Source organism: Streptomyces sp. NRRL S-646, assembly GCF_000720765.1.
Classification (GTDB): Bacteria; Actinomycetota; Actinomycetes; order Streptomycetales; family Streptomycetaceae; genus Streptomyces.
In genome coordinates this window covers 83,720-101,129 of record NZ_JODC01000019.1, presented here as the reverse complement: position 1 = coordinate 101,129, position 17,410 = coordinate 83,720, and the positions used below count along the sequence as shown (strand labels likewise).

14 protein-coding genes are annotated in these 17,410 nt (G+C 68.5%); 9 read left to right on the top strand and 5 right to left on the bottom strand.

The features are described 5' to 3' along the window. Positions 1-142 precede the first annotated feature (142 nt). Positions 143-1,624 (top strand): cytochrome P450, encoded by a 1,482-nt coding sequence (locus IH68_RS0139950; RefSeq protein ID WP_030945915.1) that lies wholly within the window; start codon positions 143-145, stop codon positions 1,622-1,624. Here IH68_RS0139950 and IH68_RS0139945 read toward each other — a convergent pair. Further along, complete coding sequence (locus IH68_RS0139945; protein ID WP_078912822.1) at positions 1,618-2,565, bottom strand: RluA family pseudouridine synthase; 948 nt, start codon at positions 2,563-2,565, stop codon at positions 1,618-1,620. The two genes, IH68_RS0139950 and IH68_RS0139945, sit on opposite strands and share 7 nt — an antisense overlap. Before the next feature lie 612 nt (positions 2,566-3,177). Between IH68_RS0139945 and IH68_RS0139940 the strand changes: the two genes are divergently transcribed. From IH68_RS0139940 to IH68_RS0139930, 3 genes are read left to right on the top strand one after another with little or no spacing between them, the layout of a single operon-like run. Then, positions 3,178-4,209 (top strand): terpene synthase family protein, encoded by a 1,032-nt coding sequence (locus IH68_RS0139940; protein ID WP_234341753.1) that lies wholly within the window; start codon positions 3,178-3,180, stop codon positions 4,207-4,209. A 53-nt stretch (positions 4,210-4,262) separates the two neighbouring features. Next, on the top strand, positions 4,263-5,612 hold the full coding sequence (locus IH68_RS0139935; protein ID WP_030945904.1) for a cytochrome P450: 1,350 nt from the start codon (positions 4,263-4,265) through the stop codon (positions 5,610-5,612). A 51-nt stretch (positions 5,613-5,663) separates the two neighbouring features. Next, entirely contained in the window at positions 5,664-6,245 is a 582-nt protein-coding gene (locus tag IH68_RS0139930; protein ID WP_030945901.1) for a GNAT family N-acetyltransferase, read from the top strand. A 28-nt stretch (positions 6,246-6,273) separates the two neighbouring features. Here the strand turns inward: IH68_RS0139930 and IH68_RS0139925 are convergent, their stop codons facing one another. Continuing rightward, entirely contained in the window at positions 6,274-7,824 is a 1,551-nt protein-coding gene (locus tag IH68_RS0139925) for an amino acid permease (RefSeq protein WP_030945898.1), read from the bottom strand. A gap of 229 nt (positions 7,825-8,053) precedes the next feature. Here IH68_RS0139925 and IH68_RS0139920 point away from each other — a divergent pair, with 229 nt between their 5' ends. The 3 genes from IH68_RS0139920 to IH68_RS0139910 all read left to right on the top strand — a co-directional run bounded on the left by IH68_RS0139920 (position 8,054) and on the right by IH68_RS0139910 (position 10,633). Continuing rightward, entirely contained in the window at positions 8,054-8,674 is a 621-nt protein-coding gene (locus IH68_RS0139920) for a PadR family transcriptional regulator (RefSeq protein ID WP_030945894.1), read from the top strand. A gap of 169 nt (positions 8,675-8,843) precedes the next feature. Then, positions 8,844-9,860, top strand: a complete 1,017-nt coding sequence (locus tag IH68_RS0139915; RefSeq protein ID WP_030945892.1) for a daunorubicin resistance protein DrrA family ABC transporter ATP-binding protein — start codon at positions 8,844-8,846, stop codon at positions 9,858-9,860. Then, positions 9,857-10,633, top strand: a complete 777-nt coding sequence (locus tag IH68_RS0139910) for an ABC transporter permease (RefSeq protein ID WP_030945891.1) — start codon at positions 9,857-9,859, stop codon at positions 10,631-10,633. Before IH68_RS0139915 ends, IH68_RS0139910 begins: the two co-directional genes overlap by 4 nt. Positions 10,634-10,702: 69 nt before the next feature. Here the strand turns inward: IH68_RS0139910 and IH68_RS0139905 are convergent, their stop codons facing one another. The 3 genes from IH68_RS0139905 to IH68_RS0139895 all read right to left on the bottom strand — a co-directional run bounded on the left by IH68_RS0139905 (position 10,703) and on the right by IH68_RS0139895 (position 12,958). Next, positions 10,703-11,551, bottom strand: coding sequence for a siderophore-interacting protein (locus tag IH68_RS0139905; protein ID WP_030945890.1), 849 nt, complete (start codon positions 11,549-11,551; stop codon positions 10,703-10,705). A 102-nt stretch (positions 11,552-11,653) separates the two neighbouring features. Further along, a complete protein-coding gene (locus IH68_RS0139900; protein WP_030945888.1) occupies positions 11,654-12,583 on the bottom strand; it encodes a 5'-3' exonuclease in 930 nt (309 codons plus the stop codon). Between the two features lie 21 nt (positions 12,584-12,604). Then, positions 12,605-12,958: a hypothetical protein gene (locus tag IH68_RS0139895; RefSeq protein ID WP_030945886.1), complete on the bottom strand. Its 354-nt coding sequence runs from the start codon at positions 12,956-12,958 to the stop codon at positions 12,605-12,607. Between the two features lie 141 nt (positions 12,959-13,099). Here IH68_RS0139895 and IH68_RS0139890 point away from each other — a divergent pair, with 141 nt between their 5' ends. Together IH68_RS0139890 and IH68_RS0139885 are read left to right on the top strand one after the other, a co-directional pair. Continuing rightward, positions 13,100-14,188: a quaternary amine ABC transporter ATP-binding protein gene (locus tag IH68_RS0139890; protein ID WP_030945883.1), complete on the top strand. Its 1,089-nt coding sequence runs from the start codon at positions 13,100-13,102 to the stop codon at positions 14,186-14,188. After that, complete coding sequence (locus IH68_RS0139885) at positions 14,181-16,796, top strand: ABC transporter permease/substrate binding protein (RefSeq protein ID WP_030945880.1); 2,616 nt, start codon at positions 14,181-14,183, stop codon at positions 16,794-16,796. The genes IH68_RS0139890 and IH68_RS0139885 overlap by 8 nt, the downstream gene beginning before the upstream one ends. Positions 16,797-17,410: the final 614 nt, after the last annotated feature.

Here is a 17,410-nt window from a genome sequence, read left to right as displayed (position 1 = left end):
CACCCCGTCCCGTCCCCGAGCCGTACGGCCCCGCCCCCCTGCACGACCTCCCCCACGTCTGCGGCTTCGTCCGAGCCGCCCGGACCGGGGGAGCCCATCACTTCATGTACACCGGATCCACTTCAGCTTCGGAGCGATCATCGTGAGGCCTGAACCCTTCTCCCCGACCGGTACGGACGAGTCCATGGCCGGCCCGCCCCCCGGCTGCCCCGCGCACGGCATCGGCCCCGACGGGCTGCGACGACTGTACGGCCCCGAGGCGGAGGACCTCGGAGCCGTGTACGAAAAGCTCCGTGCCGAGCACGGCACCGTGGCCCCCACGCTGCTGCACGAGGACGTGCCGATCTGGGTGGTGCTCGGCCACAGCGAGAACCTGCAGATGGTGAGCAGTCCCTCGCTGTTCAGCCGCGACACCCGGTTGTGGACCGCCCTGCAGGACGGCACGTTCAAGCCGGACCACCCGCTCATGCCGCACGTCGCGTGGCAGCCCATCTGCTGCCACGCCGAGGGCGACGAACACCTGCGGCTGCGCGGGGCGGTCACCGGCGCCATGTCGACCATCGACCACCGGGGCATCCGCCGCCACATCAACCGCGCGACCCAGCACCTCGTCAACCAGTTCTGTGAAGAGGGCCGGGCCGACCTGGTCAGTCAGTTCGCCGAGCACCTGCCGATGGCGGTGATGTGCGAGATCCTCGGCATGCCCGAGGAGTACAACGACCGGCTCGTGCAGGCCGCCCGCGACATGCTCAAGGGCACCGAGACCGCCATCGCCAGCAACGCATACATCATGGAAACCCTGATGCGGCTCACGGCCCGCCGGCGTGCCGTACCCGAGGACGACTTCACCAGCCACCTGATCAACCACCCGGCGGGGCTCACCGACGAGGAGGTCGGCCAGCACCTGCGTGTCGTCCTGATCGTCGCGTTCGAATCCACCGCCAACCTCCTCGCCAACGTGCTGCGAGTGGTCCTCACCGACCCCGGCTTCCGTGCCCAGCTCAACGGCGGCCAGATGACCGTGCCCCAGGCGGTCGAGCAGTCCCTGTGGGACGAGCCGCCGTTCAGCACGATCCTCGGCTACTTCGCCAAACAGGAGACCGAGCTGGGCGGACAGCGCATCCGCAAGGGCGACGGCCTCCTCCTGGGCATCGCACCGGGCAACGTCGACCCGCGCGTACGCCCCGACCCGTCGGCCAACATGATGGGCAACCGCTCCCACCTCGCCTTCAGCGGCGGACCTCACGAATGCCCCGGCCAGGACATCGGCCGTGCCATCGCCGACGTCGGCGTCGACGCGCTGCTGAGCCGCCTCTCGGACATCCAACTGGCCTGCGAGGAGAGCGAGCTGCGCTGGCGGGCGTCCATCTCGAACCGGCACCTGGTGGAGCTGCCGGTCCACTTCGAGCCGAAGCCCCAGCAGGACGTGAAGGCGCTGCCCGGCCACGCCCCGGTCCCGTCGCAGCGCACCGACTGGGAGATCGGCACCAAGCAGCCCGAGCCGGCGGCCGCTGTCGCGGAACCCCAGCCGGCCGCACCGCCCAAGGCGGCGCCCGCGCCTGAGGAACCGGCCCGCCCGAAGGGCGCCTGGCGTCGCTTCCTGCTGTGGTGGCGCGGCTACTGACCGGCCCAGTCGCCGTAGGAGCTCCAGGCAGCGAGGGTTCGGGCACTGCGGAACCGGTGCTCCGCCCCTGTGACCGGATCGGTGAACTCCAGTGCCCGCGCCAGCAGTTGGAGCGGGCGGCGGAAGTCACCGGCCGGCACGGGGGCGGTCACCACGGGGTAGAGCGGATCGCCGAGGACGGGCACGCCGAGCGCGTTCATATGGACGCGCAGCTGATGGGTCTGCCCGGTGCTCGGAACGAGCCGGTATCGCCCCAGCCCGTCGGCCCGGTGCTCCATCAGCTCGACGCGGCTCACGGCATTGGGCTCGCCTTCGACCTCGCGGGCCGCCAGGACTCCGCGCTCCTTGACGATCCGGCTGCGCACGGTGCGCGGGAGGTCCAGCGCAGCGTCGTACCGGGCCACTGCCTCGTACTCCTTCGACACCCGCCTGTCACGGAAGAGTGACTGGTAGGCGCCGCGCTCCTCGGTCCGCACGGTGAACAGCACCAGCCCGGCCGTCAGCCGGTCCAGCCGGTGCGCCGCGCCCAGCGTCGGGAGGCCCAGCTCTCGTCGCAGCCGTGCCAGGGCCGTCTCGGCGACATGGCTCCCGCGCGGGGTGGTGGCCAGGAAGTGAGGCTTGTCCGCCACGACCACGTGCTCGTCCCGGTACACGACGTCGACGGTGAACGGCACCCGCTCCTCATCCGGCAGCTCCCGGTGGAACCACACGAACATCCCCGGCACATACGCCGCGTCCCGCGGCACGGGATGCCCGGAGCCGTCCACGATCCGCCCCGCGTCCAGCATGGCGTCGATCACCCCGGCCCCGGCCGCGAGCCGCGCCACCAGATGATCCCGTACGGTCGCCCACTCGTCCCCGGCCGGCAACCGCACGCGCACGGGGTCCACCCCGTCGCGCTGCGGCAGGGGAGAGGGCGGAGGTGGCGTACGGCGTCTCATCGCGATCAAGCGTACGAGACGGCGCTGACAGCGGGGCGAGGTGCAGTCGCAGGGCGTTGGGGCGCCCGCCTGCGCGCCGGATCGCGATGACAGGCTCCGGCGCACGAGCGCGTTCATCAGTGCCTGTGCACTATCGGCCATCCAATGCGCTTACGTGACCACTTTTGCGCCCCGATGCGCCCCCCTGTGATCACTTGTTCCCGTTGGCGGGTCTGCGTCTACTGAGAGTCGTCACCTTGCTCGTCCCCTCGGTGAGCTGGCTCTGGCCGGTCAGGTCGACCGAGGGCTGTTGCTCAAGCCATGGGCTTGAGGAGGGGAAACGTCAGTTCCGATCGTCGAACGTTCAGTTGGCTGTTCGGTTCGTTCACGGCTGGATCAGGGACGCCCACTTCCGATGTGAACCGAACTGCGATGTGATTGAAGGGTGTACCGCCGAAGGCAGAGCGTCCTGTTCGCGCCAACACGGAAGGAGAAGCCCGAGTCGCGGCTCGTGCCGCGGCCGCTCGCTGCGGCTGTTCCTCGGCCTTCTCGCCGCGCGAGCAGGCAACCTGACCGCACCTCATCTGCCTCAGCCGACTTCTGCGCCCAGACATGGAGGTCCTCGTGCTCGCCATGATCCCGACGTTTGTGGAACCCGCCCCGCCGGCCGTAAGTCCACACATCCAGAAGATCGAGGAATACGTCAGCTCACTCGGAGAGAGCCTCGGGCTGGCCAAGACGCGAGGCGGCCAGGAGCGGATGCGGGCAGGCTACGGGCGCTTTGTCGCCTGGACCTATCCGGAAGCATCGTTCAGTGATCTCTGCCTGTGTGCGGAATGGCTTTTCTTCACCTTCATCCTGGACGACCTGCACACGTTGAAGGTCTACGACGCCCCGGAAGCATGGGCTCCGGTTCAGCGGCGCCTGACGGACATCATCAATACCGGAGAAGACCCTGCCCCCGCGCGAGACCGGACTCCTTTCACCAGGGCTCTTTCGGATCTGGCCGTGCGTACCGGCGAAAGGCTCTCGCCGACGCTTCATGGACGGCTCAACCGGCACCTGGAGCTATTCTTCCAGGGATTCGCCGAGGAATCCGAGAACCGGTTCCGTGGCACTCCTCCAGGAATCGAGAGTTTCACCCAGACCAGGCGGTTGTCCGTAGGTATGGAATTCGGATTCGATCTGGTGGAACTCAGTCAGGACACAGAGGTTCCAGAAGGCATATACGGGACAGGCCTGTTCAGGCGGATAATCGAAGCCGCGAGCGATGTTGTCGCCTGGCAGAACGACCTGCATTCAGTCCACCTGGACAGCAAACGTGGAGATTTCCACAACGTTGTCATAGTGATGCAGCATGCCGGCGGAATCTCGCTGCAGCAGGCCATCGACCGGGCCGTTGCCAAGGTCGAGGCGCGCGTAGCCGACTTCCTGGCCGCCGAAGAACAGCTCTTGCCCTTCCTGGTGAGTCGTGGCGTGCCGCGCGCCACCCGTGAGGCGATTCTGAAGGTCACTGCCGGAATGCGGCAGTGGACCAACGGGTGCCTGCAGTGGTACGGCAACACCAGTCGCTACACACTCCCCGGTGCCTCGGACGAGTCGGATCAGCAGCATGCTCATCTTCAGGTGCTGCTCCCGAGCCCAGGACTGTACATCCCGGCGTAGTAACGGTCGGTCGCTGAGCGATACCTGGATCGGCCAAGGAAGGCTGGTATGTCATGGCAACGAACCGTGAAGGCATCACACACGCTCCAGGCGCACTGCCACTCGTCGGGCATCTGTTGCCCTTGCTTCGGGATCCGCTGCAGTTCCTGAAAACCCTCCCCTCGTACGGCGATCTCGTACAGATACGGTTAGGTCCGCAAAAGGCCGTGGTGGTCTGCCGACCCGAACTCGTCCAGGAAATGCTCCTGAACGACCGCGTCTACGACAAGGGCGGCCCCATCATCGAGCGCGTCGGAAATGCGCTCGGGGACGGCATCGCCTCGTGTCCGCACAGCGCTCACCGGCGACAGCGACGTAGTTTGCAGCCGGCCTTCTCTCGTTCCTCCCTGCAGAAATATGCCGTCATCATGAGCGAGCAGATAGACGCGCTCACAGTCGGCTGGAGTGATGGACGAGCCATCGATGCCGGCGCGGAGATGTATTCTCTCGCGAGTGGCACAATTGCTCGAACGTTGTTCACGGCCGACGTCGCGGGGCCCGCCGTGGAGACCGTCACGGAATGTCTTCCGGACATCTTCCGGGGCATCTACCAGCAGGCCGTCCTCCCGCCTTTGCTGCGCCGCCTGCCACTCCCCTCGAACGTGCGCTACGAGCGTGCTCGCGACCGGGCATGGGCCGCGGTGAGCAAGACGATCGGTCTGTACCGGCAGGACGAGAAATCCCACGGCGATGTGCTGTCGATGCTCCTCGAGACCCGTGACGACGAGGGGCGAGCCCTGAGCGACGCCGAGATCCACGCTCAGATCATGACCCTGCTCGTCGCCGGTATCGACACCACCGCGGTGGCCCTTACCTGGGCTGCCCATCTCCTGTGCCAACACCCCGAGCTCCAGGAGCGGTTGCGCGCCGAGACGGATGAGGTTCTCGGCACCCGGACGGCCACCTGGGACGATCTCCCCCGGCTCGACCTGGCACGCCGGGTCATCACCGAGACACTGCGCCTCTACCCGCCCGGATGGATCTTCACCCGGACGACCACCACCGAAGCCCGGCTGGCAGATGCCGTGATTCCGCCCGGAACCACGCTCGTCTACAGCGCATATCTCATGCACCACGACGCACGGTTCAATCCTCACCCCAGCAGCTTCGATCCCGACCGTTGGCTGCCGGAGCAGGAACACGTGCGCGGTGCCTTCATTCCGTTCGGCGGAGGCGCGCGCAAGTGCATCGGCGACAACTATGCGATGACCATGGCGACATTGGCATTGTCCACGATCGTGGCCCGCTGGCGGCTCTCGCACAACGACCTTCAACTGCCGCGCGTCGAGCCCCGTATGACTCTGAACCCCGACAGGGTCCGTGTCCGGGTGGAGTGTCTGGAGAGGGGTGCCGTAGGCCGGTAGTCGTCGGAAAATCCGTTGGGCTCCTCCCTGTCCGTTGGCAGGATGCGGATCATGCCTTTCACCGCTGACCCCGTCGTGCCCGCCGGAAGCCTCGCCGGCGTCCCTCAGCCCGCGTTGTCCACCGGCGACGGCCTCCTCCTGCGCCCGTGGCGGGCTGCGGACGCTCCTGCCGTCCATGCCGCCTTCCAGGACCCGCTGATTCACCAGTGGCACGTCCGGTCCGCGGATTCCGTGGAGGAGGTCGCCGGCTGGATCGAGGAGTGGCAGCGGAGCTGGGGTGAGGAGCGGGACGCCCAGTGGGCCGTCACCGACGCGGACACCGACCGCTTGCTGGGGCGGGTGGCGCTGCGCGACATCCGGCTCGACGAGGGTCTGGCCGCGATCGCCTACTGGACCGCGGCGGCGGCCCGTGGCCGTGGCGTCGCCGCCCGTGCCACGAACACCCTCACCCGCTGGGCCCTCGACGAGATCGGACTCCATCGCCTGGAGCTGCTGCATGCCACGGCCAACGGGGCGTCCTGCCGGGTCGCCGACAAGGCCGGCTTCGTCCTGGAGGGCACCAAGCGCAGCGCAGGCTGGCACCAGGACGGATGGCACGACATGCACCTGCACGCGCGCGTGAAGGGCGACTGACCGTACGCGCGCGTGCTGGGGGCCCGGGCTAGACGGCGGCCTTCTGAACAGCGGCATCACTTTGGGCCGCCGTCCGCCGGCGGTAAGCCCGGTACGCGCCGCCGGCCACCACCGTCGCCGCGAGGAACAGCACCGTGAACCACTGGAAGTACCAGTGCCCGCCCGCCGGGTCGTACACAGCCGCCCTCGGCCAGGCCAGGTTGACCGTCATGAGGAGGCCGTAGAGGAGGGCGAGGGCGTTGACGGGGATGCCCCAGCGGCCGAGGGAGAAGAGCCGGCCGCCCGTCTCGTCGGTGCCTTCGGAGGTGAACTCGCCGCGCAGGCGGCGGATCAGGAGCGGGCCCGTGACCATCGCGTACGCCAGGTACAGCATCACGATGCAGGTGGTGCCGATGGCAAGGAAGGCGTCCGGGGAGGCGAAGTTGAGCAGCAGAAGGGCTGCGGCGAGGACGCCGACGACGAGGGCCGGGGCGTTCGGCATGCCCGTGCCCGGATTGACGCGGGCGAGGCGGCGGGAGAAGGGGAGCTGGCCGTCGCGGGCCATGGAGAACAGCATCCGGCAGGCCGCGGTCTGGATGGCGAGGGTGGCCACCGCGATCGCCACCACCACATCGGCCAGCAGCACCTTTCCGAGGCCGTCGCCGAGGCGGCTGGTGAGGACGTAGCTCAGGCCGTCGACGCCCAGCCGGCCGTCGGTAAGGCTGGGCGCGGCGAGCAGGCCGCCCAGGATGACCAGGCCGCCGAGCAGGCCCGCGGCGCCGAGTGCGGTGAGGATCGTGCGGGGCGCCGTACGCCGGGGGTGGTGTGTCTCCTCGCTCATCTCGCCCGCGCTGTCGAAGCCGATCATCACGTACGCGGCTGTGAAGGAACCCACGGCAAGTGCCCCGAACAGGCCGGAACTTGCGGCTCCCGTGGTGTGGAAGGTGATGCCGGGGGAGCGCGTCGAGTGGGTGAGCAGCAGCACGACGATGAGCACTGCACCGATGATCTCGGCGGTCACGCCGACCCGGTTGACCACGGACATCACCCGGTTGTCCACGATGTTCACGAGCGTGGTCAGCACCAGCAGGATCACTCCGAGGACCGCCGCGTTCGCCGCGCCGTCCTCCGACGTCACCGCCGAGTCGGTGCCCACGAGCTGGAAGCCCGACCAGATCGCCGGAAGCACCATCTGCAGTGCCAGCGCCGCCGCCGCGACCACCACGATCTGTCCGATCACCATGATCCAGCCGGCGAACCAGCCGAAGGTGAGGTTCGAAAGTCGTGAGGACCACTGGTAGATGGCGCCCGAGATCGGATACCGGGCGGCCAGCTCTGCGAAGCACGCGGCCACCAGCAGCTGCCCGACCAGCACCGCCGGCCAGGCCCAGAAGAAGACAGGGCCGCCGAACGCGTACCCGAAGGCGAAGAACTGGAAGACGGTCGTCAGGACGGAGATGAAGGAGAACCCGGCCGCGAAGGAGGCGTACCTGCCCAGGCTGCGGTGCAGTTCCTGGCGGTAGCCGAACTCCGCGAGGGAGCCGTCGTCCGGTGAGTGCGGAGGGTCGGGGCGTATGTCGGAGGGGGTGGTTGTCGTCACGGCGGCACCTGCCTTCGGCGCGGGGAGCGGAGAGTGGTGCGGGTTCCTGTCAGGCGACAGAAATTAGGGACGGGCTGTTTCGTGTGTGTCACGCCGCCATGTCCACGACGGGCCCAAGTCCTCACGCCCTTGCCGCGCACATCAAAACGCGATACATCGTGTGTATTGACGCCTGGTTGGGCATCGCGATATGTTCGGCCACGGATATTCGTAAGCGAGGTGATCGGTCATGGCGATGAAGCGCCGCAAGCTCAGCAACCCGCTGGCGCTCGCCGTGCTGGTCACGCTCTGGCAGAAGCCGATGCATCCATACGAGATCGGCCAGACGCTGCGCCGGCAGGGCAAGGACGTCAGCACGAAGATCAAGTACGGCTCGCTCTACACGGTCGTGCAGAACCTCCAGAAGCACGGCTTCGTCGAGGTCGCGGACGTCGAGCGGCAGGGCAACCGGCCCGAGCGCACGGTCTACGGGCTCACCGAGGCGGGGCGGGAGGAGATGGCCGACTGGCTGTCCGATCTGCTGGCCGTCCCGGCCGAAGAGTTTCCGATCTTCGAGACTGCGCTGTCGTTGCTCGGTGCCCTGCCTCCCGACGACGTGGTGCGGCTGCTCGCGGAGCGGCTGCAGAACCTCGAGGTGGACGTGGCGAGCAGGCGCGCGGCGCTGCAGAAGCTGTACGAGACGCTTCCGCGGCTCTTCCTCGTCGAGGTCGAGTACCAGTTGCACATGGTCGAGGCACAGGCGGAATGGGTCCGCGGTTTCCTGGAGGAGATCGAGAAGGGCTCGCTGCCGGGCGTCGACGGGTGGCGTCGCTTCCACGAAACGGGGGAGCTGCCACCGGAGTTCACCTGACGAAACAGACCCCGGCCGGGCTGTTGCAGCAGCTGGGCCGGGGTCTCGAACCCCGAACTGAATCCGCCGTGAAGCGGCTCCAGGCGATCGAGGTGCGGCACACCCAGGATAGCCCGGCGCTCTTCAAGCGGACGGATCAGTTGTCATCCGCTCATTCAGGAGAGCAGTCGTGAGTGCTACCCGTGCGCCCGCAGTGCAGGCGCGCCAGCTGATCAAGACCTACCCCGGCGATGTCACCGCCCTGTGCGGCATGGACGTAACCGTCGAACCGGGCACCGTCTTCGGCCTCCTCGGGCCCAACGGCGCCGGCAAATCCACCACCGTCAAGATCCTCACCACCCTCGCGAAGCCCGACTCGGGCACCGCCACGGTCGCCGGGCACGACGTGCTGCGCCACCCGGACCGGGTGCGCCGCGCGATCGGTGTGGTCGCCCAGAGCTCCGGCGCCGATCCGGTCGCCACCGGCCGCGAGAACCTCCAACTCCAGGGCAGGCTCTACGGGTTGAAGGGTGCCGCCCTCGGCAGGCGGGTGGACGAGCTGCTCGACCGCTTCAGTCTCGCCGACGCCGCGAGGCGTCCGGTCAAGGGCTACTCCGGCGGAATGCGACGCCGACTCGACGTAGCGCTCGGTCTGGTGCACCGGCCCGAGGTGCTCTTCCTCGACGAACCCACCACCGGCCTGGATCCCGAGGCCCGCACGGCGATGTGGGACGAGATCGGCCGGCTGGCGGGGGAGGAGGGTCTGACGATCCTGCTCACCACGCACTACCTCGAGGAGGCCGACCGGCTCGCCGAGCGCATCGCCATCGTCGACCGCGGCCGGGTCGTCGTCGAGGGCACCCCGGACTCCCTCAAGGGTGAACTCCGTGGCGACGCCGTTCACTTGGAGCTGCGGGAGGCGCTCGGAGAGGCCGGCCGTACGCTGCTCAAAGGTGCCCTCGGCGGTCTGCCCGGGATGCACGAGGTACTGGTCGACGGGCGCCGCGTCAGCGTCCGCGCCGACGACGGGGCGGCCGCCGTACCCGCACTGCTCGGGGCGCTGGAGCGGGCCGGGGTCGGGGTCGCCGCCGCGACCGTCGCCCGGCCCTCCCTAGACGATGTCTACCTCCGCTACGCCGGCCGCCGTTACTCCGAGGCCGATGCCGAAGGCACCGAGAACCTCGTCCTCGCCGGAGGTGCGCGATGAGCACGGCCGTCTCCCAGACCTGGTACATGACGCAGCGTCAGCTCATGGTGTTCACCCGGCAGCCGGCGTACGCGGTCATCACGCTGATCCAGCCGGTGATCTGGCTGTTCCTGTTCGGCAACCTCTTCAAGAAGGTGGTCGAGCTGGGTGGCTTCGGGACGACCACGTACCTCGACTACCTCGTCCCGGGCGTGGTCGTGATGAGTGCGCTCAGCTCCAACATGTGGGCCGGGATGGGCACGCTGGAGGAGATCCAGCGGGGCACGCTCAACCGCTTCCTGACCACGCCGGTCAGCCGGGCCGCGCTGATGAACGGCAACGTCGTCAACAACGGCCTGGTCACCGCCTTCCAGTCGGTCGTCATCGTGTTGCTCGCGCTGGCCGGAGGCGCCGACTACCCGGGCGGCATCGGCGGCATCGCGATCCTGGTCCTCGCCTCCGTGCTGCTCGGCACCGTCTTCGGGGCGCTGTCCAACGCGCTGGGCATGCTGGTGCGGGAGCGGGAGTCGATCATCGGCATCAACACCTTCCTGCTGCTGCCGCTGACGTTTCTTTCGAGTGCCTTCATGGCGCCGTCCCAGATGCCGTCCTGGATGCGGCACATCGCCGACTTCAACCCGCTCAACTGGGCGATGGTCGCGGGCCGTTCGGCCCTGTCCGAGCACCCCGACTGGGCTGACGTGCTCAGTCGCGGCGGGGCTCTGCTGGCGCTCGCGGTGGCGGCGGTGTGGCTGTCGATCCGGACCTTCCGCTCGTACCAGCGGTCGGTGTGAGCGCGCCCCCGGTGTGACGGCAACAACGAAGGGGCGGCACCTCGGCGAGGTGCCGCCCCTTCGGACGTCTCACGCGGCGGACGCCGCGCGCTCCTGCTCCGCCTCGATACGCGCGTTCCACTCCTGCTTGGAGGCCTGCCAGCCGTCCTCGTTGTGACCGAGCCGCCAGTAACCGGAGATCGACAGGTCCTCGCGCGGGATCGCCAGGTCGCAGCGCAGCAGCTGGCGCAGTTCCTTCACAAAGTGCGCCTCGCCGTGGACGAAGGCGTGCATCCGGCCTTCCGGGAACCGCAGCGACCGTACGGCCTCGACCAGCGCCTCGCCGACGGGCCGGTCCCCGCGGTGCAGCCAGACGACCTGCACGTCGGAGTCGATCTTCTGCTCCTCCTCGGGGCCCGACACCTCCACGAAGGCATGTGTCGTAGTGCCGTCCGGCAGCGACTCCAGGGAGCGGGCGATCGCGGGCAGGGCGCTCTCGTCGCCGACGAGCAGATGCCAGTCGGCGCTGATGTCCGGGGCGTAGGCGCCGCCGGGGCCCATGAAGTGCACGGTCTCGCCCGGCTGGACGCGCGCCGCCCAGGGGCCGGCCAGGCCCTCGGCGCCGTGGATCACGAAGTCCAGCGCCAGCTCGCGGTGGACCGGATCCCAGGCCCGCACGGTGTACGTCCGGGTCACCGGCCACTGCTCGCGCGGAAGTTCCTCGCGGATGCGCTCCAGGTCGAAGGGCTCGGGATAGGCGACACCCTCGTCCGGCGGGAACAGCAGCTTCACATAGTGGTCGGTGCAGGTGTCCGCCGCGAACCCGGCCAGACCCTCACCACCGAGGACCACGCGCTGCATGTGCGGAGTCAGCCGTTCCGTGCGGACGACCTGCGCGGACTGGGCCTTCCGCGGCTTCCGTGCCGGGCGTTCTGCCATGGCGGCCTCCCTGTTCCCAAGCTTAGGTTTACCTAAGTTAGCACCTTCCCTCAGTTAACACCTCTCCCATGAAGACCCGATGAGTGCCGGTCGCCGGAATCGTCACATCCCCAGCGTCGTCAGCAGACGCTGCAGCGAGCCGCCCAGTCCCCAGCGGACCGCCAGCTCGTCCAGCGCCGCCGAGTCGCGCGGGGCGTGCGGCAGGGCCGTGTCCACGTCCGGCAGCGGGACGTCGTCCGCGACCTTCACCACCTTCGGGGCGACGGCGACGTAGGGCCGCGACTCGTCCAGGCGCTTGCGCTGCGACGGCGTGAGCTTCGCCTTCGGGTCCTCGACCGCGGCCATGATCCCGGCCAGGTCCCCGAACTCGGCGAGCAGCTTCGCGGCCGTCTTCTCACCGATGCCCGGCACGCCCGGCAGGCCGTCGCTCGGGTCGCCGCGCAGCAGTGCCAGATCCGCGTACCCCTTTCCGTCCACCCCATACTTCTCGCGCAGCCACGCCTCGTCGGTGAGCTGCAGCGTGCCGACGCCCTTGAGCGGGTAGAGCACGCGCACCCCGCGCGCGTCGTCCACCAGCTGGTACAGGTCGCGGTCGCCGGTGACGATGTCCACCGGGCCCTTCGCCCGCGCGGTGAACGTGCCGATCACGTCGTCCGCCTCGTACGGCTCGACGCCCACGCGCGCGATGCCGAGAGCGTCGAGGACCGCCTCGATGACCGGCACCTGCGGGGAGAGCGTGTCCGGCACCTCCTCCTCGTCCGGGCCGACCTCGTGCTCCTCGGCGACACGGTGCGCCTTGTACGAGGGGATCAGGTCCACCCGCCACTGAGGGCGCCAGTCGGCGTCCATGCACGCCACCAGGTGGTCGGGGCGGTGGTCCTTGACCAGGCGGTCGATGAATTCGAGGAGCCCGCGCACGGCGTTCACCGGGGTGCCGTCCGGGGCCTTCACGGACTCCGGCACGCCGAAGTAGGCGCGGAAATAGAGCGAGGCGGTGTCGAGGAGCATCAGTCGTCCGGTCACGCCTCGCATCATGCCGTACGGGACTGACAGTCACGCGTCGGCGAGCAGCCACCGCCAGCGCGGGCGTTCCGTGACGAGGGTGGCGGCCGCCAGGAGGGAGACCGGGAGGGCCGCCCAGACGGGCCAGACCCACCACGCCGACACCAGGGCCGCGGCGAGCTGGAGCAGTACGAGCAGGATCGTGACCGGGCCCGGAACCGGCACGATCACGTGCGCCTTGTCACCCGGAGTGGAGAAGACGGTCGGCAGACCGATCAGCACCAGCACCGCGAGCACGGCGAGCGGCCAGGAGTGTGGCCACAGGGCCCAGGGCGTGGCGACCCAGGCCACCAGCTCCGTCGCGAAGCGCAGCACCGACGCACGTTTGTCGTCCGGTCGTTCCACAGTCGTCCCCCCATACCGATGTGAAGTACCGGCGGTGATCCTACGCACTGGTTGTGAACTGAACCACTCCCGCGTTTGCCCTGGTCGGCCGGGGGCAGGCGCGCCCCCTGTCCCCCTGACCCCGCGAAACGAGAGGCGAGCGTGTCCTCCAGGCTAGAGGCCGAACATCTCTACAAGGTGTTCGGCAGACGACCCGACCATGCCGTCGAGCGGCTCCGACAGGGAGCCGACCGGGAGGAGTTGCGCGCCGACGGCACCACAGCCGCCGTGATCGACGCCTCCTTCACCGTGGAACCGGGCCAGATCTTCGTCGTCATGGGCCTGTCCGGCTCCGGCAAGTCCACGCTGCTGCGCATGCTCAACGGCCTGCTGGAGCCGACCGCGGGACAGGTCCGCTTCGACGGCCAGGACCTGACCGCGCTCGGCGACCGCGAACTGCGCGCGGTCCGCGCGAGGAAGATCAGCATGGTCTTCCAGCACTTCGCGCTGTTCCCGCACCGCAGCGTCCTCGAGAACGCCGCCTACGGCCTGGCCGTGCAGGGCGTGCCCCGCGCCGAGCGCGAGCAGCGCGCCGGCGAGGCGCTGGCCCTGTGCGGACTGGCCGGCTGGGAGAAGTCCTGGCCCGACGAGCTCTCCGGCGGCATGCAGCAGCGCGTCGGCCTCGCCCGCGCCCTCGCCACCGACGCCGACCTGCTGCTGATGGACGAGTCGTTCAGCGCCCTGGACCCGCTGATCCGCCGCGACATGCAGGACCAGCTGCTCGAACTGCAGCGGAGCCTGAAGAAGACCATCGTCTTCATCACCCACGACCTCAACGAGGCCATGCGTCTGGGCGACAGCATCGCCGTCATGCGTGACGGCCGCATCGTCCAGACCGGCAGTGCCGAGGACATCCTCGTCCGCCCGGCCAACGACTACGTGGCTTCCTTCATCCAGGACGTCGACCGTTCCCGCGTCCTGACCGCGTCCGCCGTCATGGACGAGGACGTTCGCGGCGACGAGGCCGAATGCCGCTGCGAGACCGCGACGCCCGACACGCCGATTGCCGAACTCTGCGCGATCAGCGCCCGGTTGACGCACCCGGTCGCCGTCCTCGACGCGAAACGGGGGCTTGTCGGTGTCGTACGCAGACAGCGCCTCGTCGGCTTCCTCGGCGACGAGCAGGGCGAACCCGCGCTGTGCGACTCCCCTCGCAACCAGGGCGGCGAGAAGGTGATCGCCGGTGCCTAGGATTCCGTTCGGCGACTGGGTCAACAGCACGGTCGACTGGCTGCTCGACCACATGGCCTGGCTGTTCGACTTCTTCAAGACCGTCTTCGAGGGCTCCTTCGACGGTATCGACGCCGTCCTGCAGGCACCGCACCCTCTGCTGCTCGCGGGCATCTTCGCAGTGATCGCGTTCTGGCTGCGCGGCGTGGTCGCGGGTGTGCTGACCTTTGTCGGATTCGCGTTCGTCGACTCCCTCGAACTGTGGGACCACGCGATGATGACGCTGTCACTCGTCCTCGTCGCGACGATCATCGCCCTGGTCGTCGCAGTGCCGGTCGGTATCTGGGCGGCCCGCTCGGACCGGGTCAGCGCCCTCGTGCGGCCTGTCCTCGACTTCATGCAGACGCTGCCCGCGATGATCTACCTCATCCCGGCCATCCTCTTCTTCGGTTCGGGAGCCCCCGCCGGCATCGTCGCGACCCTGATCTTCGCCCTGGCCCCCGGCGTCCGCATGACGGAGCTGGGCATCCGTCAGGTCGACAAGGAACTGGTCGAGGCCGCCGACGCGTTCGGCACCACCCCGCGCGACACCCTGCTGCGTATCCAGCTCCCGCTCGCACTTCCCACGATCATGGCCGGCGTCAACCAGGTCATCATGCTGGGCCTGTCCATGGCGGCCATCGCGGGCATGGTCGGCGCCGACGGACTGGGCGCCGACGTGAACGAGGCCCTCGGCCAGCTCAACGTCGGCCTCGGCTCCGAGGCCGGCATCTCCATCGTGATCCTGGCGATCTACCTCGACCGCATGACCAGCGCCCTGGGCACCCAGGCGTCCCCGACGGGCCGTCGGGCCCTCGCCAAGCTGCCCGCCGACCACGGCGTGACGATCTGGAACTTCCGCCCGCGTCCCGCGGTCGCGGTCATCGGAGTCGTCGTTCTCGCGCTGGTCGCGGGCGGCATGGGCATCTTCGGTGGCTCGAACGGCGGGACCGCTGCCTCGAACGCGACGAACGTCGGCCAGGGCAAGAAGATCACCATCGGCTACATCCCCTGGGACGAGGGCGTTGCCTCCACCTTCCTGTGGAAGGAGGTCCTTGAGCAGCGCGGCTTCGACGTCGAGGCCAAGCAGCTCGAAGCGGGCCCGCTCTACACCTCGCTCGCCTCGGGTCAGCTCGACTTCCAGACGGATGCCTGGCTGCCGACCACGCACGCCGAGTACTGGAAGAAGTACGGCAGCAAGCTCGACGACCTCGGCTCCTGGTACGGGCAGACGTCCCTGGAGCTGACCGTGCCGTCGTACATGAAGGACGTCAACTCCCTCGCCGACCTCAAGGGCAAGGCCTCCGAGTTCGACGGCAAGATCACCGGCATCGAGTCCAGCGCCGGCATGATGAGCCTGCTCAAGAGCAAGGTCCTCAAGGAGTACGGCCTCGACGGGGAATACAAGGTCGTCGACAGCTCCACGCCCGCCATGCTGGCCCAGCTCAAGCGCGCGTACTCCAAGAAGGAGCCGATCGTGGTGACTCTGTGGTCGCCGCACTGGGCGTACAGCGACTATGACCTGAAGAAGCTCAAGGACCCGAAGGGCGCCTGGGGCAAGGGCGACGGCGTGCACACGCTGGCCCGCAAGGGCTTCGCGTCGGACAACCCCACCGTCGGCAAGTGGCTGAAGAACTTCAGGATGAGCGAGAAGCAGCTCACCAGCCTCGAGTCCGAGATCAACAAGGTGGGCAAGGGCAAGCAGCAGGATGCCGTACGCGCCTGGCTGAAGAAGAACCCCGGCGTCGTCGACAAGCTGGCCCCGGTCGCCGGCGGCTCGGGCCCGACCCCCGCCGAGGCCAAGCGGAGCGTCAACGTGGCCTGGTTCCCCTGGGACGAGGACATCGCCGTCACGTACCTCTGGAAGAACGTCCTGGAGCGGCGCGGCTACAAGCTGAACCTCAAGCAGATGGACGTCGGCCCGGTCTACACCGGCCTCGCCTCCGGTGACCTCGACGTCAACTTCGACGCCTGGCTGCCGTACGCGCAGCAGAACTACTGGGACAAGAACAAGGACAGACTCAAGGACCTCGGCACCTGGTACCAGCCGACCTCGCTGGAGGTCGCCGTGCCCTCGTACGTCAAGGGCGTGAAGTCCTACGACGACCTCAAGGGCAAGGCGAGCACCTTCGGCGGGAAGATCATGGGCATCGAGCCGGGCACCGGTGAGATGAACCTCCTCAAGACGAAGGTTCTGCCGGGCTACGGCCTGGACAAGGAGTACAAGGTCGTCGACGGCTCCACCCCGGCGATGCTGGCCGAGCTCAAGCGGGCCTATGCCAAGAAGGAGCCCGTCGCCGTGGTCCTGTGGTCGCCGCACTGGGCGTACAGCCGCTACGACCTGACCAAGCTGAAGGACGACAAGAAGCTCTTCGGCGAGGGCAACACGATCCGCACCATCACCAACGAGAAGTTCCCCGGGCAGTACCCGCAGCTCACCAAGTGGATCAAGGGCTTCCATATGAGCGAGGCGGAGCTCGGCAGCCTTGAGGCCGAGATCAACAAGCGCGGCCAGGGCCATGAGGAGGAGGCCGTCGCCGCCTGGGTCAAGGAGCACCCGGACGTGGTGGGCCGGATGACACCTCAGTAGGCCCGAAGACACCCCCGTAGGGGAGCACGCGCGCGTGGGCGGTCCGTTTCGCGACGGGCCGCCCACGCGCGTGTGAAGGGCGTACGAAAAGGATCCGGCCAACCACGTAGGGCTATGTCATCACCCAAGCCTCACTGTCCTCGCCGCCGGAAGTGCCGACCGCACATGCACCGCGGCGCGCACCCCGGCCGTCCGTGCCGAAGGCACCCCGGACATCACCTCGGTGCATGGCGACACCATCGAACTGACCAGCCATGACCGGCCGGACCGCGACACGGAACGCCAACTGGGCGTCGCCCCGCCGACGTCGGAAACCGGCGGCCGTACGCCCGGGATCCCGGCACCGGACCGGCCGACCGGAAGGCGATCCGCACCTCCGGAGAGCGCCGCGCCCGCGCCGACCGCCCACGGCCCCCGCGACCGGCCCGGACCGCCCTGAGGCCCTGCTGGTCAGCGCCTTCGTCCCGAAGGAGGAATCCGCGCCCGGGGAGTCCGGAGAGCTCATGCGCGGGCCAGAGTTGGCGAATTGACCGCACGCAGTGTTTACGGGGATGTGACGGGCGCATGAAACGGTTTGCCGAACCTGCGTAAGGTGCAGAGAAAACTCATCCGAA

Bases quoted from the DNA above. Each gene is read 5' to 3' on its own strand.
- IH68_RS0139935 (WP_030945904.1), top strand. From the start codon at position 4,263: ATGGCAACGAACCGTGAAGGCATCACACACGCTCCAGGCGCACTGCCA.
- IH68_RS0139900 (WP_030945888.1), bottom strand. From the start codon at position 12,583: ATGCGAGGCGTGACCGGACGACTGATGCTCCTCGACACCGCCTCGCTC.
- IH68_RS0139940 (WP_234341753.1), top strand. From the start codon at position 3,178: ATGATCCCGACGTTTGTGGAACCCGCCCCGCCGGCCGTAAGTCCACAC.
- IH68_RS0139905 (WP_030945890.1), bottom strand. From the start codon at position 11,551: ATGGCAGAACGCCCGGCACGGAAGCCGCGGAAGGCCCAGTCCGCGCAG.
- IH68_RS0139945 (WP_078912822.1), bottom strand. From the start codon at position 2,565: ATGAGACGCCGTACGCCACCTCCGCCCTCTCCCCTGCCGCAGCGCGAC.
- IH68_RS0139920 (WP_030945894.1), top strand. From the start codon at position 8,054: ATGGCGATGAAGCGCCGCAAGCTCAGCAACCCGCTGGCGCTCGCCGTG.
- IH68_RS0139930 (WP_030945901.1), top strand. From the start codon at position 5,664: ATGCCTTTCACCGCTGACCCCGTCGTGCCCGCCGGAAGCCTCGCCGGC.
- IH68_RS0139910 (WP_030945891.1), top strand. From the start codon at position 9,857: ATGAGCACGGCCGTCTCCCAGACCTGGTACATGACGCAGCGTCAGCTC.